This window comes from Nitrospina gracilis Nb-211 (assembly GCF_021845525.1).
Lineage (GTDB): Bacteria > Nitrospinota > Nitrospinia > Nitrospinales > Nitrospinaceae > Nitrospina > Nitrospina gracilis_A.
This window is the reverse complement of the sequence record NZ_JAKJKD010000001.1, coordinates 1,413,439-1,432,623: the sequence shown is the minus strand read 5'-3', so window position 1 is coordinate 1,432,623 and position 19,185 is coordinate 1,413,439. Positions and strand designations below refer to the sequence as shown.

At 57.2% G+C, this 19,185-nt stretch carries 21 protein-coding genes; 10 read left to right on the top strand and 11 right to left on the bottom strand.

Features of this window, described 5'->3' with window-relative positions; translation table 11 throughout:
* Positions 1-13 precede the first annotated feature (13 nt).
* The 4 genes from J2S31_RS06770 to J2S31_RS06755 all read left to right on the top strand — a co-directional run bounded on the left by J2S31_RS06770 (position 14) and on the right by J2S31_RS06755 (position 1,997).
* Positions 14-553: an NADPH-dependent FMN reductase gene (locus J2S31_RS06770; RefSeq protein ID WP_237098320.1), complete on the top strand. Its 540-nt coding sequence runs from the start codon at positions 14-16 to the stop codon at positions 551-553.
* Entirely contained in the window at positions 546-1,007 is a 462-nt protein-coding gene (locus J2S31_RS06765) for a GNAT family N-acetyltransferase (RefSeq protein WP_237098319.1), read from the top strand. The genes J2S31_RS06770 and J2S31_RS06765 overlap by 8 nt, the downstream gene beginning before the upstream one ends.
* Before the next feature lie 161 nt (positions 1,008-1,168).
* A complete protein-coding gene (locus J2S31_RS06760) occupies positions 1,169-1,360 on the top strand; it encodes a hypothetical protein (RefSeq protein WP_237098318.1) in 192 nt (63 codons plus the stop codon).
* Positions 1,361-1,424: 64 nt separating this feature from the next.
* The gene (locus tag J2S31_RS06755; RefSeq protein WP_237098317.1) at positions 1,425-1,997 is read left to right on the top strand and encodes a hypothetical protein; all 573 of its coding nucleotides are present in this window, start codon (positions 1,425-1,427) and stop codon (positions 1,995-1,997) included.
* 65 nt (positions 1,998-2,062) lie between these two features.
* On the opposite strand, the gene J2S31_RS06750 is transcribed toward J2S31_RS06755, so the two are convergent.
* The 5 genes from J2S31_RS06750 to J2S31_RS06730 all read right to left on the bottom strand — a co-directional run bounded on the left by J2S31_RS06750 (position 2,063) and on the right by J2S31_RS06730 (position 10,128).
* A complete protein-coding gene (locus tag J2S31_RS06750; RefSeq protein ID WP_237098316.1) occupies positions 2,063-4,246 on the bottom strand; it encodes a thioredoxin domain-containing protein in 2,184 nt (727 codons plus the stop codon).
* 152 nt (positions 4,247-4,398) lie between these two features.
* Complete coding sequence (locus tag J2S31_RS06745; protein ID WP_237098315.1) at positions 4,399-5,349, bottom strand: MlaA family lipoprotein; 951 nt, start codon at positions 5,347-5,349, stop codon at positions 4,399-4,401.
* Between the two features lie 142 nt (positions 5,350-5,491).
* A complete protein-coding gene (locus J2S31_RS06740; RefSeq protein WP_237098314.1) occupies positions 5,492-6,229 on the bottom strand; it encodes a tetratricopeptide repeat protein in 738 nt (245 codons plus the stop codon).
* Between the two features lie 101 nt (positions 6,230-6,330).
* Positions 6,331-9,186 (bottom strand): fused MFS/spermidine synthase, encoded by a 2,856-nt coding sequence (locus tag J2S31_RS06735; protein ID WP_237098313.1) that lies wholly within the window; start codon positions 9,184-9,186, stop codon positions 6,331-6,333.
* 51 nt (positions 9,187-9,237) lie between these two features.
* Positions 9,238-10,128: a formylglycine-generating enzyme family protein gene (locus J2S31_RS06730; RefSeq protein WP_237098312.1), complete on the bottom strand. Its 891-nt coding sequence runs from the start codon at positions 10,126-10,128 to the stop codon at positions 9,238-9,240.
* A 169-nt stretch (positions 10,129-10,297) separates the two neighbouring features.
* Here J2S31_RS06730 and J2S31_RS06725 point away from each other — a divergent pair, with 169 nt between their 5' ends.
* A complete protein-coding gene (locus J2S31_RS06725; RefSeq protein WP_237098311.1) occupies positions 10,298-11,104 on the top strand; it encodes an inositol monophosphatase family protein in 807 nt (268 codons plus the stop codon).
* 20 nt (positions 11,105-11,124) lie between these two features.
* On the opposite strand, the gene J2S31_RS06720 is transcribed toward J2S31_RS06725, so the two are convergent.
* Complete coding sequence (locus J2S31_RS06720; protein ID WP_237098310.1) at positions 11,125-11,502, bottom strand: DUF2203 domain-containing protein; 378 nt, start codon at positions 11,500-11,502, stop codon at positions 11,125-11,127.
* Positions 11,503-11,931: 429 nt separating this feature from the next.
* On the opposite strand from J2S31_RS06720, the gene J2S31_RS06715 reads away from it, so the two are divergent.
* From J2S31_RS06715 to J2S31_RS06705, 3 genes are all read left to right on the top strand, one after another.
* Positions 11,932-12,384, top strand: coding sequence for a hypothetical protein (locus J2S31_RS06715; protein WP_237098309.1), 453 nt, complete (start codon positions 11,932-11,934; stop codon positions 12,382-12,384).
* 129 nt (positions 12,385-12,513) lie between these two features.
* Positions 12,514-12,963: a hypothetical protein gene (locus J2S31_RS06710; protein WP_237098308.1), complete on the top strand. Its 450-nt coding sequence runs from the start codon at positions 12,514-12,516 to the stop codon at positions 12,961-12,963.
* Positions 12,964-13,072: 109 nt separating this feature from the next.
* On the top strand, positions 13,073-13,510 hold the full coding sequence (locus tag J2S31_RS06705) for an Lcl C-terminal domain-containing protein (RefSeq protein WP_237098307.1): 438 nt from the start codon (positions 13,073-13,075) through the stop codon (positions 13,508-13,510).
* 39 nt (positions 13,511-13,549) lie between these two features.
* On the opposite strand, the gene J2S31_RS06700 is transcribed toward J2S31_RS06705, so the two are convergent.
* Positions 13,550-13,921 (bottom strand): TSUP family transporter, encoded by a 372-nt coding sequence (locus tag J2S31_RS06700; RefSeq protein WP_237098306.1) that lies wholly within the window; start codon positions 13,919-13,921, stop codon positions 13,550-13,552.
* Between the two features lie 4 nt (positions 13,922-13,925).
* Positions 13,926-15,167, bottom strand: a complete 1,242-nt coding sequence (locus tag J2S31_RS06695; protein ID WP_237098305.1) for a dicarboxylate/amino acid:cation symporter — start codon at positions 15,165-15,167, stop codon at positions 13,926-13,928.
* Positions 15,168-15,277: 110 nt separating this feature from the next.
* Here J2S31_RS06695 and J2S31_RS06690 point away from each other — a divergent pair, with 110 nt between their 5' ends.
* A complete protein-coding gene (locus J2S31_RS06690; RefSeq protein WP_237098304.1) occupies positions 15,278-16,573 on the top strand; it encodes a citrate synthase in 1,296 nt (431 codons plus the stop codon).
* A gap of 35 nt (positions 16,574-16,608) precedes the next feature.
* Here J2S31_RS06690 and J2S31_RS06685 read toward each other — a convergent pair whose 3' ends face one another.
* Complete coding sequence (locus J2S31_RS06685; RefSeq protein ID WP_237098303.1) at positions 16,609-16,953, bottom strand: ATP-dependent Clp protease adaptor ClpS; 345 nt, start codon at positions 16,951-16,953, stop codon at positions 16,609-16,611.
* A gap of 118 nt (positions 16,954-17,071) precedes the next feature.
* On the opposite strand from J2S31_RS06685, the gene J2S31_RS06680 reads away from it, so the two are divergent.
* The gene (locus J2S31_RS06680) at positions 17,072-18,031 is read left to right on the top strand and encodes a DUF3108 domain-containing protein (RefSeq protein ID WP_237098302.1); all 960 of its coding nucleotides are present in this window, start codon (positions 17,072-17,074) and stop codon (positions 18,029-18,031) included.
* Positions 18,032-18,047: 16 nt separating this feature from the next.
* On the opposite strand, the gene J2S31_RS06675 is transcribed toward J2S31_RS06680, so the two are convergent.
* Positions 18,048-18,392: a helicase gene (locus J2S31_RS06675; RefSeq protein WP_237098301.1), complete on the bottom strand. Its 345-nt coding sequence runs from the start codon at positions 18,390-18,392 to the stop codon at positions 18,048-18,050.
* Positions 18,393-18,400: 8 nt separating this feature from the next.
* Entirely contained in the window at positions 18,401-19,180 is a 780-nt protein-coding gene (locus tag J2S31_RS06670) for a NifU family protein (protein WP_237098300.1), read from the bottom strand.
* Positions 19,181-19,185 lie beyond the last annotated feature (5 nt).

The window sequence follows — 19,185 nt, the reverse complement described above, 5'->3', positions numbered from 1 at the left end:
AAAGGACCCGCCCATGCCTAAAATCATACTGATCCAGGGAAGCCTCAATCCCGATTCCAACACGGCACAACTCATCGCCGCCACCAAACGCGAGTTGGACAAGCGCGGCGTTGCGAACGAGATCATCGACCTGCGCGATCTCGAAATGCAGTTCTGCGACTCGCGTCCGCTCCGCGAATACAACGAGAACACACAGGCGGTGCACAAGAAGCTGGCCGACGCGCAGGGGTTCATCTTCGGCATGCCCGTGTACTGCTACTCGGTGTCGGGCCCGCTCAAAAACTTCATCGACATCCATTCGTCGGCGATGGAAAAAAAGTGGGCGGGCATTCTGGGCCAGGCCGGAGGCAAAGCTTCGTACATGTCGCTGGGCGATCTGGCACGCATCCTCGCGTTCGAATCGCACGTCACCACCGTGCAACCGCACGTGTACACGACGTACGCCGACTACGACGACGGCGAGTTGACCAGCGAAAAGACTAAAGCCAAAATTCAGGAGATGCTCGACAACCTCGTCGCCTGCCTGCACGCCGCGAAAGAAGAAAATGCCTGAGACCGTCACCATCCGCCAGGGACGCCGCGAAGACGCATTGATCATCACCAAATACAACCGCGCCATGGCGAATGAAACGGAATCGAAATGCCTGCACACGCAGACGGTTTTGAAGGGCGTTCAGGCAGGACTCGCCCGGCCGGAGATATGCCGTTACTTCGTTGCTGAAATCGAGGGACAGGTCATCGGCCAGGCGATGATCACCTACGAGTGGAGCGACTGGCGGAACGGCACGTTGTGGTGGTTGCAGAGCGTTTACGTACATCCCGATTATCGCAAACAGGGTGTGTTCCGCAAACTGTATCAGCACATCGAATCCCTCGCCCGCAAGGAACCGGATGTGCGTGGCATCCGCCTGTACGTCGAGGAAAGAAACCGCAACGGCCAGAGCGTCTATAGCAAACTCGGTCTCACTCCTGCCGGGTACCACGTGTACGAGCGGGAATTTTTATAAGTGGTAAGCTGGCCGCCGCCCACCCCACCGCGCCGCTCCTTCTAACTCCGCAAAATCCAGTTCCTCTCAATTTCCTGTTTGGTAAATCATTGATTTTGTTTTACCTTTACAAAAAAGGCCCTGTCCGAAAATCAACACAATCACAGATCAGGAGAGACGACATGAATTGGAATCGAACGGATTCGGAGCAGAGCACGGGGTTTCGTTCCCACAAACGCCATGGCCTGTTGCTGGCCCTGTTGTTCACTGCCATGACGCTTTTTTCAGGATGCCACCATATTTGGCATTGGGTACACCACGATCATCACGATCATGGACATCGCGGCCACGGCAAGCACAAAGGCCACCATTAAAGATATCGGGGGCCAGCATGAAGCGTCCCCCAGCCCCAATACATTGACAGAGGAGAAGCGCCGAATGAATCGGAGTGCGAAGAGCCCGGAAGGCCAAACAAAATTCTGTTCCCACAAACGTCTTGGACTCATGATGGCTTTCTGGTTTGCGGCCCTGACGGGGTTTGCGGGATGCCATCACATTTTTCCGTTTTTGCAGCACGACCACGGCAGGCATCAGGGGCATCCACAAAAAGTCCATTCCACCGTGGGCCGGGACCTCGACAGCCATGACGTGGCCCACATCGTGTTCGACGCCGCGACGCGTCACGTGATCGAAGACTATTTCCAGCATCACCCCGATTACATCCGCACCGTGGATGTCTCTTACTCCGGCAAAGGCCGCAAGGGAAAGGGTAAGGGGAAAGGCATGCCGCCCGGACTGGCGAAGAAACAGCAACTGCCGCCGGGACTGGCCAAACGCCAGACCCTGCCGCCCGGCCTGGAGAAACGCGTCCTTCCGGGCGATTTGGTCCGCCAATTGCCGGCGCCCCACCCTGATACCGAGCGCGTGGTCATCGATGACAAGGTGCTGTTGATCCACAGGACCACGCACCTTGTACTGGACATCATCGATCTCGCAATCGACATGCATTGATCAGGAAGTCGCCGAGATGCGCCCCTGTGGGCAGGGAAACTGCGGGGGAATGAAAGGCAGGCGTTTTATTTCCTGCCCAGGCCGGAGTGTTTGAAGATGTTGTTCATGGCGTTCAGGAAATTGGCCTGCTCCTTCGACTCCAAGTCCTTCATGCTCTTTTCTTCGTCGAAGATATTGAGCTTGATGTGCGGCGGGCGGCCCATCTGGTTCATCAATACCTCGGCGTCGTGCACCGGCGGGTAACACGTGCCCTGCCGGCACACATACACCGTCGGTTTGCCGGACACGGGGCCGCGTCCCTCCGCCCATGGCACGCGCCGGACCACCGCCTCGCCTGAGTAGCGCACCACCAGTTTATCCGGACGGTAGTCGGCGTACACCGCTTCCATCAACTTGCCATATTGTGGATCGTCCTCCGGCCCGGAGATCGTCACCTCCATCGGCAGAGACTCGATGAAATCCATTGCCGCGAGCAGGCTCGTGTACGCGGTGGGGCGGTGCTCGATGCGGTCGGTGAACGCACGCACGGTGTCGCGTCCTTTTTCAAAGTACACATCCTTACCTGTCAGGCGGCCCAGCCTCGCCAGCGCCAACGCGGCCACGCCGTTGGCCGAGGGAATGGCTTCGTCCTCCGGATTCTTGAGGCGCGTGATCAGTTGTTCCTGTCCCGCCCCGGTCATGAAAAAGCCGCCGTCTTTCTTATCCCAGAATTGTTCGATCAACGCATCGGCCACCGCCTGCGCCTTGTCGATCCATTCCACTTCGCCCGTGGCTTCGAACACGCCGAGCAGGGCTTCCACAAACCATGCGTAGTCCTCCAGGCATCCGTCCACGCGCACCTGCCCGTCCTTGTATACGCGGAACAGGTTGCCGTCCTTCCACATCGTGTCCCATAAAAACCGCGCGGCTTTAACCGCATGATCGCGGTACACGCGGTCGCGGAACGCCGCGGCGCCTGCGGCGAAGGCAGTGATCATCATGCCATTCCAGCCGGTGAGGATTTTGTTGTCACGGCCCGGGTTCTGCCGCCTGGCCCGCGCTTCCAGCAGGGTCTGCCTGCCATTTCGTATGATGTGATCGACTTCAAAGATCGGCACGCCTTCGGCATCCGACACCTTCTCCATCGTCTCGGCGACGTGCAGGACGTTGCGCTTTTCAAAGTTGCCCGTAGCCGTTATGCCATACACGCGGGCAAACACTTTGGCGTGGCGCGGCCCCAGCAGGTCCAGTACTTCCTTCAAGGTCCACGTGAAAAAGTGCCCTTCCCCGGCGTCGGTGTCCGCGTCTTGACTGGAATAGAACGCGCCTTCGGGCGACGTCATTTCGCGGCCAATGTAATGGAATACCTCGCGGGCGATGCGTTCGTAGATTTCCTGTTTCGTGGCCTGCGCCATCTCAACGAACAGCCGCGCCAGAAGCGCGTTGTCGTACAGCATTTTTTCAAAATGCGGCACCAGCCATTTGCGGTCGGTGGAGTAACGGTGAAACCCGCCGCCCAGCTGATCGTACATGCCGCCCTCGGCCATCTTTGTCAGGCTCTTGTCAGCCATCAGGATGGAGTCGTTGTCCTCGCGCTTCTGCCAGTGGCGAAGCAGGAGCGTGTACAGCATGGGTTCGGGAAACTTCATGCCGGAGCCAAAGCCGCCGTAGGTCTCGTCGAACTTTTCCTTCATCAACTCCACCGCCTGCGGAATGAGCGCATCGGCTCCCGCGCCCTGCCCTTGCGGGATCGGCGGCGGCGTGGTGAGTTTTTCCATCAGCCGCGCGCTCACCGATTTCATGCGGTCTTTCTGGTTACGGTAGATGTCCGCCGCCTGCTGGAGGATCTGCGGGAAACCGGGGCGGTTGAACTTCGGTTCCGGCGGATAGTACGTGCCGCCGAGGTATGGCTCCTGCTGTGGCGTGAGGAAGACGCTCATCGGCCAGCCGCCGTGACCGGTGAGCGCGATCACCGACTTCATGTAGATGGCGTCGATGTCCGGCCGCTCCTCGCGGTCCACCTTGATGTTGACGAACAGCTCGTTCATGAGCTTTGCCGTCTCTTCGTTTTCGAACGACTCGTGCGCCATCACATGGCACCAGTGGCAGGAGGAATAACCGATGCTCAAGAAGATCGGTTTGTCCTCGCGTTTCGCTTTTTCCAGCGCTTCCGGTCCCCACGGATACCAGTCCACGGGATTGTGCGCGTGTTGCTGGAGGTACGGACTGGTTTCATTCTTCAACCGGTTGGTATGTGCAGGTGTGGTCATGACAACATCGCCAAAATGGAATATTTCATGAGGCAAGCATACCGGAAAGGCGAAAGGGGTGAAAGCCGGAATTTGGGATTGGAAGGATGCAGGAAACGAGGCCGGAGGCACCCCGGGTGCGCGGCGGCCTGATGGGGTGCGGAGACACTCCGCTATTCGCGGATTTTCTTTTCGCGGATCTGGTGATAGAAATCGCGCACGCTTTCGTATGGGTCGATGGCGCTTTCATCCAGCGCTTTTTTGTCCTCGATGATGAACGACGTGTCGTTGATGGCCCGGCCCGCGGTCACCGGCGTCCCCACCTCTGCATTGGGAATCAGCCAGAACAGGGGATTGAGCAGTGTGTCCACGACGGTGCCCACGGTGTCGCGCGCGGTGGAGGGCCCCAGAAACGGAAGCATGATGTAGGGGCCGGGAGGAACATACCAGTATCCCAGCGCCTGCCCGAAATCCTCGTCCACTTCCACAATGCCGTATTCCTGTCCGGCGACATCCAGCATGCCGCCCCACCCCAGGGGAACGTTCATGACGGTGCGCACCAGCACGATGCCCGCCTTTTTGAATTTAAACTGCACCACGCAACTGACAAACTTCGCCGGCGCGAGGAACACATTGTATAGATTGCGCAGAGCGATGCGGAACTCTTCGTTCACGTAATCGCGGTACACCTCGGCCACCGGACGCAGGGCGTATTCATAAACCGTGTCGTTGAATGTGTACATCGATCGGTTGAATCCCTCGAGCGGATCGCTCAACGGCGGGATATCCGGCTCTTTCTTTTCGAACGGATCTTCCTCGTACACCTCATCGCCGAACGGATCGGAAAACGGGTCGCCGGTAGGAGCGGCGTCATTGAGGAGCCGGGGATCGAGGGGTTGTTCCTCGCCGGTGGGTTTCTTTTTTTTCGACCTGGGTGGAATCGCTTCGCCGTCGGGAAGCAACTTTTGCGCGTGGAGCGTGGGTTCCCCGCTCAAGACCTCCATCTTGCGTGGAGAACGCAGGGAGGGGGCAACGGGGAGTGCCTCGACCGCGTTCATCTCTTGAGAGACGTACAGAGTCGGGGCAACAGGCAATGCCGCAACATTGTTGGAGGCGGCATGCACCGCAGCCGGTCCCAAAAAAACCAGGACCAGTCCGGCCCAAACCAGGCTCGCACCCAGACCGGGATTTCGGGCGGCCCTGCAGTATTGAAGTAAAGAAAAAATCAGAATGACCGGGCGCAAGCTCCACTCCGAGGAAATGGCATCAGGCGGGTTCAGGCAGTACGGCGGCGAGGCGGTCGATGGAATCCTGCTGGATTTTCACCTTCGCGTCGCGGGCGCGTTTCACAATCTCCCAGGCCTTTGCGTACTGGCCTTGGTGGTACAGGGAATCGACCAGCACGCCGTAAGCCGTTTCGTTGTACTTATTGAACTGAATGGCTTCCATAAGCTTGGCAATCGCCAGATCGTGCTTGCCCATCTTTGCCAGAGAGGCTCCCCAGTATGCGTAGGCACTGCTGTTTTCGGGTTCCAAAAGAAGGGCGTTTTCGTATTTATCGATGGCTTCCCGGTGCTTGCCTTTCATCTCCAGCGTGAGGCCCCAGTAAATGTAGGTGCGCGCGGAGTTCGGGTTGATCTGAGCCGATTGGATGAACTTATCCACCGCCTCATCCAGGCGTTCGAACTTCACCAGCGTGATGCCCCACCAGGTGAACACTTCGGGGTTCGTCGGGTCCTCCCCGTTCAACTCCTTCGCCAGTTCCTCCGCTTCTTTCAATTTGCCGTTGGTGACGTGTTCTTTCAACAGATCGAGCCGTTTCATGACCTCGAACCGCTTGGCCTGCTCCACTTTTTTCTCTTGCTCGCGTTTCTGGATCTGCTGGCTCTGTTCCTGCTGGCGGGCCTTGCTCTCGCGGATCTGGGTTTTGATGCTCATATACACAAACCCGATGAAGATGAAGATACAGCAGAGAACGTAAACGACTTTGACTTTTTTTGGCATTTAACTTTCCGGTGACAAATACGAATTCAATTGAAGGATGATATTGTACCTTGAGTGGACACCAACCCAAAACGCTATTTGCAGATTCCGCGACATCCGGATCAGGACGCCGGGTTGGATTGTGTGCGTGCAAGCTCGATCAGCCGCTCCACCTGGGGATCGTCGGGCACCAGCTTTTGCGCTTCCTTCAAGGTTGAAAGCGCCGCCTGGGTATCGCCCCGCAGAAGGGCGAGGCGACCCAGCTCCATAAACCCGTACACATAGTAAGGATTTATCTGAATGGCTTTGCGGTACGCCTCTTCCGCTTTGGCGTACTCACGGATTTCGCGATAAATATTTCCAAGATTGAGCAACGTCAAAATGTGTTCGGGGTCGATCTCCAGAATTTTGAAATAGAAATTCGCCGCCTGCTCGAACGCTCCGCGTTCGACCGCCGCCACCGCCTGGTCGAGGTACTGGTCGATCTGCGCCTTGCGCTTGATGCCCTTCACCTGCACCTCGCTCCGGTCCAAACCGGACAAGCCCCGCCGCACTGCATCCTGTTCCGCCGGCGGCAGACTGCTGAAACTCACAAAGTCCGGATACGTCCTGAAGTGGGGCGTCAACTGACGCACGATCAGGTGCCGCTCATCCTTGTAAATGTATTCCGGTGCGCCAAATTCCAGCAACGAGTTGTCGTCGGTGTGCAGGGGGGCATCGCCGATAAAATCGGTCAATGTGTCCTGCCGCATGATGAGCAGGCCCATCAGGTCGCGCACACCTTCGATGCCGAGGCGTTTCAAATCCTTGCCGGTAACGGGATCGTCCAGGATGCGCCGCGCCTCTTCATAAGGGAGCGTGTAGTTTTCCTTGGAGCCGATCAGCAGATAATCGTCGCCGACGATGGACTCCCACACCGTCACAAACGGAAACACTTCGTGAAAGGAGCGGGCGATGGACTTGAAATTATCCGGCGACATGTTGGTATGGGTCCAGATGCAGACGATGCCGCCGGGATTGAGCCGCTGTTCCACCAGCCGGAAAAAATCGACGGTGAACAGCGCGCCGATGCCGGAGATCCACGGGTTCGACGGCTCGGAGATGATGACGTCGTACTTCTTGTCGGTGAGCGTGATGTGGTTGCGTCCGTCCTGCAGGATGAGGTTCACCCGCTTGTCTTCCAGTGCGTGGTGGTTGAACGGTTCGAAAAAACGGCTTCCTTCTATGACGGCGGGCGAGATTTCGACGAGGTCGATTTCCTTCGCCGGGAATTGTTCCACCGCTCCCAGTGTCACACCGCTCCCCTGCCCGATCACCAGCACCTGTTCGCGCGGTTTATTGAACAGCATCGGCAGGTAGCCGGAGAGCAACTGCGTGCGCATGTCCATCGCCAGAGACGCATCGGTCTTGCCATTGACGCGCAGGAAGATGTTGCCGTTTCGCCCCAGCTCCGTGGTCACCGTGGTGTGGATGCCTTCTTCGTAAAAGAGAATCTTGTTGCGGTCGCCGAGTGCGGTGTCGAGGTCATCCAGACGGTACGGAATGTACGATCCGCTGGAAATCACCGCGCGGTCCCAGGCGCGGATGTCCTGCGCGCCCAGCACGAACAGCACCAGCACACCCGGCAGGATGTATGTTTTGAAGTTGAGCGACAGGCCGGGCGACGTCGCCAAAAGATAACCGCCCAGCAACATATTCAGGATGACCGCAGTGAGGATCGTGTTCTGGATGCCGAGCCACGGGATCAAAAGAAAGCCGCCGATGAACGAGCCGAAGATGGTTCCCACCGTGTTCGATGCGTAGGCGGACCCGACGTTCCGCCCCAGGGTCTCCAGCCGTTTGGCCACCATGCGCACCACCACCGGAAACTGCGCGCCCATGCAGAACGTGGGCACGAAGATGATGGCAAAGATGATGAGAAAATTAGCCCACTGCACCGTGGCGAAATTCAGGTTCCAGTTCAAATACACCCAGCGGTTGAACAGCGGCACGTCGCCGAAAAACGGAAGTGCCACCAGCGCCGAAAAACCGATGGCCACCTGCAACGCACCGAACGTCACCTTCATGTCCTTGAGGCGGTTCACCAGCCGGGCGAACACCACCGTGCCCAGAGCAAGACCCAGAATGAATGTGGTGAGGATGAGGCTGAAGGCATACACCGACGAGCCGAGCAAAAGGGAGAAGATGCGGTTCCATGCCACCTGGTAGATCAACGCCGCCACGCCCGACAGGCCGAAGCAGATGAGCACCGCCCACAGCTCCGGCGTGAACGGCGACGACGCTGTGGAAGAGGATGCCTCCGTCGAGGATGGAACAGACGGTGGTTCTTTGGTGAGCAAGGAGGCCAACCGCCCTTCGCCGCGAACGGACAGCAGAATGATGGCGGCGATGGTGAGGTTGAGCGCCGCGGCGATCCAGATGGTGGCGCTGATGCCGAAGGCACGCATGAACACGAAGGCGCTGGCAAACGCCCCCACCACCGCACCGAAGGTGTTCATCGCGTAGAGAGTGCCGACGTCCCGCCCGATGCCTTCCTCATCGTCGGAGACAAATTTGCCCAGCACCGGAAGCGTCGCCCCCATGAATGAGGCCGGGACGATGAGAATCACCGCACACACGCCAAACCGAAGCAGGCTGGCCAGCATGTAGTCGTCGCGGAAATGACTGTAGATCCATTTGAACAGCGGCAGGCCAAGATCGATGAGGTACGGAATCAGGAAACAGAAGATGCCGATGATGCCTTCCAGCACGGCATAGAGAACGAGCGGCTCGCCATGCCGGTCCACCCAGCGGCCGCCCAGGTAACTGCCGAGCGCCAGCCCCGCCATGAACGTGGTCAGCACCGTGGCGATGGAGTAATGCGTGTTGCCCAGAACCTGGGTCAGGAGGCGGGTCCAGACGACCTCATAGATGAGACCCGTGAACCCGGAGACGAAGAAAAACGCGAAAATCCAGATTCTGAAACGGGACGGTCTCAAGGGTGTGCCTGCCCCCTCAAACGGAGGAATGGTTAGGTTTGTGGACCGGGATTATTTTTCCACCGACTTGCCACAGCGGAATCCGACCACGCTGTCCTTGCGGCCGGGGGTGGCGGCAAAGCGTTTCGCCGCCCGTACGTCGACCTTAGTCGAGTCCCACGAGCCGCCGCGGAACACCCGGTTCTTTTTATCCTCGGGACCGGTGGGATTCATCATCGGCGCTTCCTGATAATAAAACTGATCGTACCAGTCTTCCACCCATTCGGACACGTTGCCGGCCATGTCGTACACACCGTACACACTGCGTCCCATGGGAAAACTGCCGATCGGGGAGAGGTACTGATAGCCGTCCGCGGTGCCGTGGATGTTTGCACGGCGAGGCAACATCTCGTTCCCCCACGGGTATGCCAGGCCGTGAGTTCCACGCGCGGCCTTCTCCCATTCCGCTTCGGTCAAAAGCCGTTTGCCGGCCCAGGTGCAGTAGTTGGTCGCATCGTACCAGCTGACGCCCACCTGCGGCACGTTGGGGTGCTTGAGCAGTTCGTGTTCGCCTTCAAAAAACGGAACGCTGGCTTCAACATAATTGGCCGCCTTGCGGAATTTGTTGTAAGCTTCGACGGAGACTTCATATTTGTCCACGTAAAACGCATCGAGATACACTTCCTGAGGAGGCTTTTCATCGAAGTCGCCGTCGTTGGAACCCCGGGAGAACACGCCTTCGGGGACCAGAACCATCTCCCGGCCATCGTCGCCGACAAGGGTTTCATAAATGCTGAAGTCGCGATTGTCCTCGATGGTGATTTGTTTTTGCTGGGCCTGTTCCGTGCGGACTTTGCGATCGAATTTGATGGATTTGTTGATTTCCCAGACAATGACCAGAAAAAAGGCAATGGCTACGGCAAAACAAGCGATGACAGCGATGACCAGGTTTTTATCACTCATATGATGTATATAGACCCAAAGGTTGGACGTGAACTCAAATCGAAACAGCGATTATAGTTTATCACCGCTTTAAATCAAACGATTTCTGCCCGGCGGCGGGGTCCGGAAGCCTCGCGCAAGCCTTTGATATGCAGACAACAAATCCCACCAGATATAGGAAAATCACCCCATGACCTCTCACAGCAAGGATCTCCTTCAAGCCAAGGACGCGGCCCTTTCCTGGCTCAAACCGGTGAACCGCGAAATCATGAAATGGTTCCGCAACGACGTGGCGGTGGACCTGAAATCGGATCAGAGCCCGGTGACCATCGCCGACAGAAAAGCCGAGGAAATGCTTCGCCGCAACATTCAAAAAGCGTTTCCGGATCACGGCATCATTGGCGAGGAATTCGGCAACATCGACCCCACCCGCGAGTGGGTGTGGACGGTGGACCCCATCGACGGCACCCGTTCTTTCGTACGCGGCCTGCCTTTATTTTCCGTTTTGCTGTCTCTGTTGCACCGGGGGGAACCGGCGATGGGCATCCTCTGCCTGCCCGCGCTCAAGGAAACCGCCTGGGCGGTACAAGGGGAAGGCGCGTGGTGCGAAGGACAACGCCTGCAGGTTTCCGCCGAATCGAAATTGTCGCAGGCCACCGTGGGCACGGCGGACGCCTATTGCTTTCGTGATACCAAACGGATGCGGCTTCTACAGGCCCTGCACAAGCAGGCCGCCCTGGTGCGGACGTATCCGGACGCCTTCGGCCACATGATGGCCATTCGCGGCGTACTGGATGTCATGGTGGACCCGCTGGCGTTCGTTTGGGACTACGCACCGATCAAGATTCTGGCCAGGGAAGCCGGAGGCGCGTTTGAAAACTTCAACGGACGGAAGGCCAGCATTGAAGAAGGGACGGCGATTGTCGGCAACGCAGAGTTGGTGCGTCAGGTCCGCAAACTGGTGAGCGCGCCCACCGCCACGCGCAAGCGATCCTGATTCAATTCCCGTTCAATCCCTCAGAGCGGCTGGCGTCCGGCGAACCCGGTATCGAGGTCGTGCCAGTACTTGATTTCCGTCTCCGGGTTTTTCCAGCAAAGGTACACCTCCTTCCCGTCACGCATCGCGGGAAAATCCACCAAACCCCGCTCGATGCCCTTGATGACGCATCCCTTGGATTCCAGCTCGTTGATCAACCGGTTGGTCATCAGCGCCACGGCCAGGTAATCCGCCCCCTGCATACTGCCGCCCCCATACCGGGCCTTCTCCCAGGCATTGCGGACGTCGGGAAACTCTTTGGTCAACTTGGCGTGCAGGATTTGAAGTTTAGGCACGATCTCCAAGAGATCGGGGACGACAGCGTTGGCTTCTTCTATAGTGAAATACCGCTTATCCATGGATTCGCATTAAAAGTGAAAATAAAAAAGCAGGTAAATGAAAGCGGTAGGACTCACTGCCCTGCCCGCGCTTTCCACTCCCTGCTTTATTGAACCACGTTTCAGAAATTGTTTAAACCGATAATTCCATCTTTGATACCATGTTTTTGTACTGGTTTAAACTGTTGAATTGTTATATTTTATTCAGGTTGCGCCGAGACCCCGGAAAGCTTCCAGCCGGGGGTCGGCAAAGCGATGAAAGGGGTCGGGGCGTTTTCTGTTGACAAATACCCTTCAAGATTATACATTTTGGCCGAATCATCCGGAAAGGTGGGAAAATTTGGGGCTTTCCCGTCTCCCGAAACCACAAAATCATCGCCTTCAAAACTGGCTATCTATATCGTTGGAAATTAACATCACTTCGTTAATTTAACTATGGGGAGACGAATAATGAAAAAACAAGTTTTGATGGTAGCAATCAGCTTTGCGACGGTCCTCACTTTCGGCGCTACCTCCGCCATGGCGGATGAGTTGTTGCCGGGTGCAAACGTTCCGGTGGACCAGAGCGTAATGGGCGTTGGCAAAACCATGGTGGAGATCGGCGCCAAAGACCGTGCTCTCACCAGCGCACTGAACAACGCGTCCCGCAACGTCATGCATGTCAACCCGAATACCGGTGTGGATGTTTACCAGCAGTTCGGTTCCTCGCAGACCGATCAGTCCTGGAAAGCCGCCAAGACGGTTGAAGAAGCCCAGGTTCACGGCCTCGTTGCCGGAGACTGTCAGGGTGACAACTCCTCTGACCAGTACCGCAAGCAGATGGGTCAGACCCGCGATGGCTTCATGAAGGAAATCCTGATCCCGAACGAAATTTGTGGCGATTATCACAAAACCCTGAAGTAATCGTCATCCATGTTTCGGGCGTCATGCCCAAGACCTGAGTGATCAAAAAGCCGATAGAATATTTTATTCTATCGGCTTTTTTTTCGTTCATTTCCGGAGACCTTCAACCCTGCCACATCCCCTGATGACATGAAGCAACACCTTGTTCTTCCCTTCAATCATGCCGGCCGACTCGCAATCCTGATTTTGATCTGGCACCTCGCCTGGCCGCTTTATGCGTTTCCGTTCGAGCCGGTTTCCATAAAAAAGTTTCCGCAAAAAGCCATCCCCGTCACCAACCCGGTGGACCTGACCGTCCTGCCTTTGCGGGAGACGTTTCAGATCAACCATCGGCGATACGTCCTGCAATTTTTTTTCAGCGGGCCCAACATCCTGGGCATCATATTGAAGCGCGACCTGCGTTTCCCCATTCACCTGCGCTGGTGTTTTTTCCGCGACTGCACGGAGAGTCCCTTCGACTACAACGTGATGATCGCGGACTCGTACGCCCCGCCGCTGGAAGACGGCGTGTTTGAAATCCGGTTTCCGCCGCAGCTCAAATACCACTTTCAGGGATTGCATTTCAGCACCGGGCGTTGACTCTGATTTCAACCCCCACCTGCTCCGGCCCTCCCGGTACGCCTCCGGAATTTGCTATAATTGGCGTGAATAAAAGCAAACCAACTGGAAACCTAAATCAGAGGCAATCATGTCTGATTCGAGATTCATAGACAATGGCAACGATACCGTGACCGACAGCCAGACGGGTCTCACCTGGCTGAAAAAGGACACCCGGCAACTGCTTGGGCGCTGGCGCAATCTGGAACAATGCAAGGAGTACGCGGAACAGCTCAATCAGGAAAAATTCGCGGGGTTCGAAGATTGGCGGGTATGCCGGCTGGAAGACATCAAAACCATCTTTGACAAAAGCTACCAGCTCAAAGCCAAGGGTGGCGACATGATTCACCTGCCGCCGGTGTTTGAGCCGGACTGTGCCGACGTCACTTGGACGGATACGGTCAATGGCGACCGGGCGATGATGTACAACCTCATCAAAGGCCGCTCGAACTGGATCAACAAACTGGGCGAAGGCCCCTTTGCGGCGCGATTGGTGCGCGGGGAACGGACCGACGAGGCGGCAGGCTGACCGCGGTCCTGCGGGGGCGGCCGTTTTTGGAAGTCGGCCTCAGGCGGCGGTACTGCGGAGTGCGGTGACCATCATCCAAACGCCGATGCCGATCAGCACCGCGGCAAATCCCATTTTGAAGTACGCGTCGGGAATCTGTTTCAGGATGAGCGGACCCACCTGCGCGCCCGCCACACCGCCCAGGGCCAGCATCAGGCCCATCTTGAAATCCACGTTGCCCAGGCGGCCGTGGGCGACGAGGGACGACGCGGCGATCATCAGGATCACCATGAACGAGGTCCCCACGGCCAAATGCGCCTTGTGGCCGAGGTAGATCAAAAGCGGCACCACGAGGAAGCCTCCACCGAGCCCGCTCAGAGAAGACAGCACTCCCACCAGCACACCCATCAATGCACAAATAATCCATTCCACGGAGCTACCCTCCTTCCACGTATTTGGTTTCCAGCTCATCGACCACGGCGCACCCGATGGAGTCGCCCCATACGTTGACCGCCGTGCGAAAGCGGTCCAGAAACCAGTCGATGGCAAGCAACATGCCGATGCCCTCCGTCGGCAGGCCCACCGATTGAAGCACCATCACCATCGTCACCAGTCCCGCTTCCGGGATGCCCGCCGCCCCGATGGCCGCCAGCGACGCGGTGAGAAATATGATCATCTGTTGGGTGAGTGTCAGCTCGATCCCCAGCATCTGCGCAATGAAGATGGCGGCCACCGATTCGTACAGCGCCGTGCCGTCCATATTGACCGTCGCCCCAATGGGCAACACAAATAATGAAACCCGGCGCGACACCCGGTTGTATTCTTCCGCACACTCGATGGTCACCGGCAGGGTGGCGGAACTGCTGGCGGTGGAAAGCGCCGTGGTCAACGCCTGCAGGGCATTTTTGAAATATCTCCACGGGTTGCGTCGGGTCACCATCATCAGGATCAAGGGTAGAACCACAACGGCGTGGACAAGCAAACCAAAGAGCACGGTGAAGGCGAATTTGCCGATTTTCATGAGTTCCGCCACAAACTGGTCGCCGCCGCCCGCCGCGCCCAGCTTGGAAGCGATGAGCGCAAAGATACCGAACGGCGCGGCGTACAGAATGAGGTGCACCATTTTCATCACCGCCTCGTTGACCACGTCGAAAAAGTCGATCACCTTCCGACCGCGCTCGCCCAGGGTGGTCAACACGCCGCCGAAGACCAGCGAGAAAACGATGAGGGGCAGAATGTCCATGGTGGCCATGGACTGGATCAGGTTGGGCGTGACAAAGCTGAGAAAGAGGTCGGTGATGCCGTCGACTTCTTTTACGGATGGCTCCGCCGCCGGGTCTATCGTCATCTCCATGCCCACACCCGGCTGCATGAGGTTCACCACAATGAGGCCGATGAACACCGAAAAGGCAGTGGTCGTCAGAAAATACACCAGCGTGATGACTCCGGTTTTGCCGACTTTCGATATATCGCCCAATCCGGCAATGCCCACCACCAGCGAGGACAGCACCAGAGGGATGACCATCATCGTGAGGGCATTCAGGAACATCTCGCCGATCCACTCCACCACATGCATCCTGGGGCCGAAGACCCAACCGCACAACACACCGAGAACGACCCCGGTGAGGATCATGTACAGAAGCAGGTTCCCTGAATTTTTGTTGTTGGCATCGGTCATGGTTTTCAGGCACCATTTAAAACAGGCGGACAAATCACGCTATAATACACTTACCGCCGGGGAACGGAAAGAATGGAGCCACATTCCACGTCAATTCAGGGAGAGGAAACATGACCGAAACCGCCCAGCTTGTGCTGAATGGAACCACTTACGAATTGCCCATTATTGAAGGAACCTGCGGCGAGAAAGCCATCGACATCTCGACGCTGCGGCCCACCACGGGCTACATCACTTTCGATCCCGGCTACGTCAGCACGGGCAGTTGTCAGAGTGACATCACCTTTCTTGACGGGGAAAAAGGCATTCTGCTTTACCGGGGCATTCCCATCGAGCAGTTGGCGGAGAAAAGCAATTTCATCGAGACCGCCTTCCTGCTGATATATGGGCACCTGCCGAACCGGTCGGAGCTGGATTATTTCCAGTACCACGTCACGCACCACTCGATGGTGCACGAGTCGATCAAAAAGCTGTACGACGGGTTTCCCAACAATCCGCACCCGATGGCGGTGTGCAGTGCGGTGGTGGGAGCGCTGGCCACGTTTTACCAGGACCAGTTCAACAACCAGACGGCGCGCGAGATCGAGATCACCATCCACCGTCTGCTGGCGAAGTTCCCGACCATCGCCGCCTACAGTTACAAGAAGTCGATGGGACAGCCGTTCATGTACCCGCAGAATCACCTGAACTACCCCGAAAACTTCCTCAACATGATGTTCGCCACCCCCTGCGAGCCGTACGAGGTGAACCCGGTTGCGGCCAAGGCGCTGGACGTGCTTCTCATGCTCCACGCCGATCACGAACAGAACTGCTCGACCAGCACGGTGCGCCTCGTCGGCAGTTCGCGGTGCAACCTGTACTCGTCGGTGTCGGCGGGCATCTACGCGCTGTGGGGCCCCCTGCACGGCGGCGCCAACCAGGCCGTGGTGGAGATGCTTCAGAAAATCCAGGACGAGGGCGGAGATGTCAAAAAGTATGTGGAGCAGGCGAAAAAACCCAACCAGGAAGGAGCCTCGCGCCTGTTCGGTTTCGGCCACCGGGTGTACAAGAATTTCGACCCGCGTTCCAAGATCATCAAGCAGATGGCGCACGAGGTGCTGGCGAAACTGAAGGTCCAGGAGCCTCTGCTGGACATCGCCCTGCAACTGGAGGAGATCGCGCTTAAGGACGATTACTTCATCTCGAAGAAACTGTACCCGAACGTGGACTTTTATTCAGGCATCATTTACAAGGCGCTCCGCATCCCGGTCAACATGTTTCCGGTGATGTTCGCCATCGGGCGGCTTCCCGGCTGGATCGCCCACTGGGTGGAATTGCAGGGGGACAAGGATTTCCGCATCGGGCGGCCCCGCCAGATCTACCAGGGCAAAACCAGCCACGATTATGTGCCGCTGGACAAACGGGGCTGAGGGGAAGAAACAGACGGCTGCCTGGAATCGAGCCGTTAAAGCGGCTCGATGGAACAGCGGAAAGGATAATTTTCAAGCGCCGCGGCCTTGTGGACCTGGTCGACCTTGAACTCCGCCCGTTCCAGAGGCAGGGTGTCCACATGCGCACTTCCGGTGTAATGCACTTCCAGCATCAACCGTTCCGCCGTTTTATAATCCTTGCCAAACACCTTAAACAACATGCGAATGACAAATTCCATGGTGGTGACGTCGTCATCCCACATGATCACCCGATACAACGGCATGTAGCCGGTGCGGCTTCGCATTTCCGGCGTAACAACGGTACCGGGCGATTCCGGAAGGGTTTCGGGTATGGTTTCTGGTAAGGTTTCCGTGCTCATGGTGACAAATCTATAAAAAAACAGTTATATGCCATGGGGCATTATGGTTTAAGATATTTCGATCCGCGAATTTCAACTATATTGTATTCAACTGTACGCTGATTTCAAGTCCTTGCCCATGAGATTCCTTCATCGCTGTCCTCATTTAAAAATATTGTTTCTGAACGGGTTCCTGTTTTTAGCCTGCACGGGCTTTCTGGTGGCCGTGGAATGGTTCGGCGCCAACCTGCCGCTTTTCGCCGCACCCTCCGGGGATATCCGGCATATCATCAACACCCAGGGCGAGTACAGCCGGTACAGCCCGCAGGGCGACATCCGCCGCTTCAACGGCGAGGTGCTGAAATGGGAAGTGGACTTCCTCTTTTTCGCCAATGCCGCCTCGGTGGAGGTCAAATTCTACAAAGAAGGCAACGCCTACCATGCCACCCTGCTGGCGGAGACCAAGGGCTTTGTCGGTTTTTTCACCGCCTACCGCAAACACTTCTACCATTCCAAGTTCGATCTCATCGATGACGGCAACCGGGTCAGAACCTGCCGTTTCATCCGTCAGGTCATCGTCGGCGACCGGGTGGAGGAGACCAACCACATCCTCGACTACGACAACCGCAATCACTTCTGGATGGAGTATGTGAACAGGAAGCAGGAAGACCAGGGCCGCGAGGACATCCCCGAAGGCATTTATTTCGACGACATTCTGGCCGCGTTCTACAATTTCCGCAACGAGGTGTACGGAAAGGTCGAAAAGGGAAAGGGGTACCTCATCAACACCATCCCCGAAAAAAGCATGAAGGCCATACAGGTATACATCTACACCGAGAAAGAAAAACACCAGGTGGGCAACAGCGCCGCCTCCCTGCCGCAGAACGAATACCTCATCAAAATCAAGATCCCCAAGGACGTCTTCAAAACCAAGGACGGCGAGTTGATCTTCTGGACCTCGAAGCACCTCATTCCCCTCGAGACCACAGTCAAAAACTATATTTTACTGGGAGACCTTCACGGTAAGTTCCAGGGTGGCGTATTCCCGGGGTCCAACGACGTAGCGGAAGTCACAAGCGACCAGTCCAAAACCCAGTGACGTCTTCTCCAACCCCTCACACGTCCCAGGTGGGAAGTGGCGGGTCGTGCCAGATGTTCACCTCGGTGGCTTCGTCCAACTCCACCTGGCCGAAGGTGACGGAATACGGCTGGGTGCCTTCGCAATCGAAATCCACCCTGATCTTCCGAATATCCCACTTGCCCTGCTCCGGGCCGACCAGGGTCATGGAGTGCGCGAAGCTCGACACCTCGAACCCGCTTTCAAACGTCTGACCCGGACCCACGTCGCCCTTGGTTTCCTCGAAGGGCACCTTGTGGTTGTTGATGGTGAAATAGACGGGCTGTTGCGTCCCTACTTCCCCCGTTTCGATCTTGATATGGAATCGATTCAGTTTCGGCATACGTCACCTCAGGAGAAATAGGGATTGGCGCCGGCGGCGTGATCGGTTTCGTCCAGGATGGCGCCGACATAAGGCACCGCGTTGCGGAAGGCGTTGTGAATGCCCTGCTTGAGGGTCAGGTCCGCCGCACTGCATCCCTGGCAACCGCCGCCCATGACGATGTGCACGGTGTTGCCCTCGACTTTTTTGAGCACGATCAGGCCCCCGTGCGCCGCCACGCCCGGGTTGACCTCGCCGTCGATGACCTTCTCAATATTCCTGCGCACGGTGTCTTCCGGCGGAATCGATTTTTTTATTTCGTCGGAGATGAGCGGATCGCCGGATTGGATGGCCTCGCGCATGGCGGCCCCCAGTTGTTCGGCGAACTCCTTCCACTGCTCGACGTGCGCCGCTTCCGTGCGGGTGACGGTGGCGGTCGATCCCTGCACCAGCAGGGTCTCCACCTTGTCCACGCTGAACACCGCTTCCGCGAGACGCGAACCGGCGGCGCTTTCAAACGACGAAAAGTACCACGAGTACCCGTCGAACAACGGGCGATTGACCATCAGCTTCAACGCATCGCGCATACCGGAAAGTTCCGCCTTGATCAGCACCTTGTCGGATTTGCGGATGGCCTCATCCTGCTCCATGATAACCGGAGCCTGAATGACCCGCCGCCGGAGAGGCGGCTCGCTGGATGCCGGAGTGCCGGGCGCGGGCGGAGCGGTGGCCGCCGGGGTGCTTGCTTCTTCTTTGTCACGTGAGCCGGGCCCGAACAGGTTCGATAATTTCTTCAATATGGAATTCACGCAAA

Coding starts and splice junctions, on each gene's coding strand:
- J2S31_RS06755 (WP_237098317.1), top strand. CDS start 1,425: ATGAATCGGAGTGCGAAGAGCCCGGAAGGCCAAACAAAATTCTGTTCC.
- J2S31_RS06695 (WP_237098305.1), bottom strand. CDS start 15,167: ATGACCGATGCCAACAACAAAAATTCAGGGAACCTGCTTCTGTACATG.
- J2S31_RS06705 (WP_237098307.1), top strand. CDS start 13,073: ATGTCTGATTCGAGATTCATAGACAATGGCAACGATACCGTGACCGAC.
- J2S31_RS06680 (WP_237098302.1), top strand. CDS start 17,072: ATGAGATTCCTTCATCGCTGTCCTCATTTAAAAATATTGTTTCTGAAC.
- J2S31_RS06760 (WP_237098318.1), top strand. CDS start 1,169: ATGAATTGGAATCGAACGGATTCGGAGCAGAGCACGGGGTTTCGTTCC.
- J2S31_RS06725 (WP_237098311.1), top strand. CDS start 10,298: ATGACCTCTCACAGCAAGGATCTCCTTCAAGCCAAGGACGCGGCCCTT.
- J2S31_RS06765 (WP_237098319.1), top strand. CDS start 546: ATGCCTGAGACCGTCACCATCCGCCAGGGACGCCGCGAAGACGCATTG.
- J2S31_RS06690 (WP_237098304.1), top strand. CDS start 15,278: ATGACCGAAACCGCCCAGCTTGTGCTGAATGGAACCACTTACGAATTG.
- J2S31_RS06710 (WP_237098308.1), top strand. CDS start 12,514: ATGAAGCAACACCTTGTTCTTCCCTTCAATCATGCCGGCCGACTCGCA.
- J2S31_RS06730 (WP_237098312.1), bottom strand. CDS start 10,128: ATGAGTGATAAAAACCTGGTCATCGCTGTCATCGCTTGTTTTGCCGTA.
- J2S31_RS06715 (WP_237098309.1), top strand. CDS start 11,932: ATGAAAAAACAAGTTTTGATGGTAGCAATCAGCTTTGCGACGGTCCTC.
- J2S31_RS06750 (WP_237098316.1), bottom strand. CDS start 4,246: ATGACCACACCTGCACATACCAACCGGTTGAAGAATGAAACCAGTCCG.
- J2S31_RS06685 (WP_237098303.1), bottom strand. CDS start 16,953: ATGAGCACGGAAACCTTACCAGAAACCATACCCGAAACCCTTCCGGAA.
- J2S31_RS06740 (WP_237098314.1), bottom strand. CDS start 6,229: ATGCCAAAAAAAGTCAAAGTCGTTTACGTTCTCTGCTGTATCTTCATC.
- J2S31_RS06720 (WP_237098310.1), bottom strand. CDS start 11,502: ATGGATAAGCGGTATTTCACTATAGAAGAAGCCAACGCTGTCGTCCCC.
- J2S31_RS06675 (WP_237098301.1), bottom strand. CDS start 18,392: ATGCCGAAACTGAATCGATTCCATATCAAGATCGAAACGGGGGAAGTA.
- J2S31_RS06770 (WP_237098320.1), top strand. CDS start 14: ATGCCTAAAATCATACTGATCCAGGGAAGCCTCAATCCCGATTCCAAC.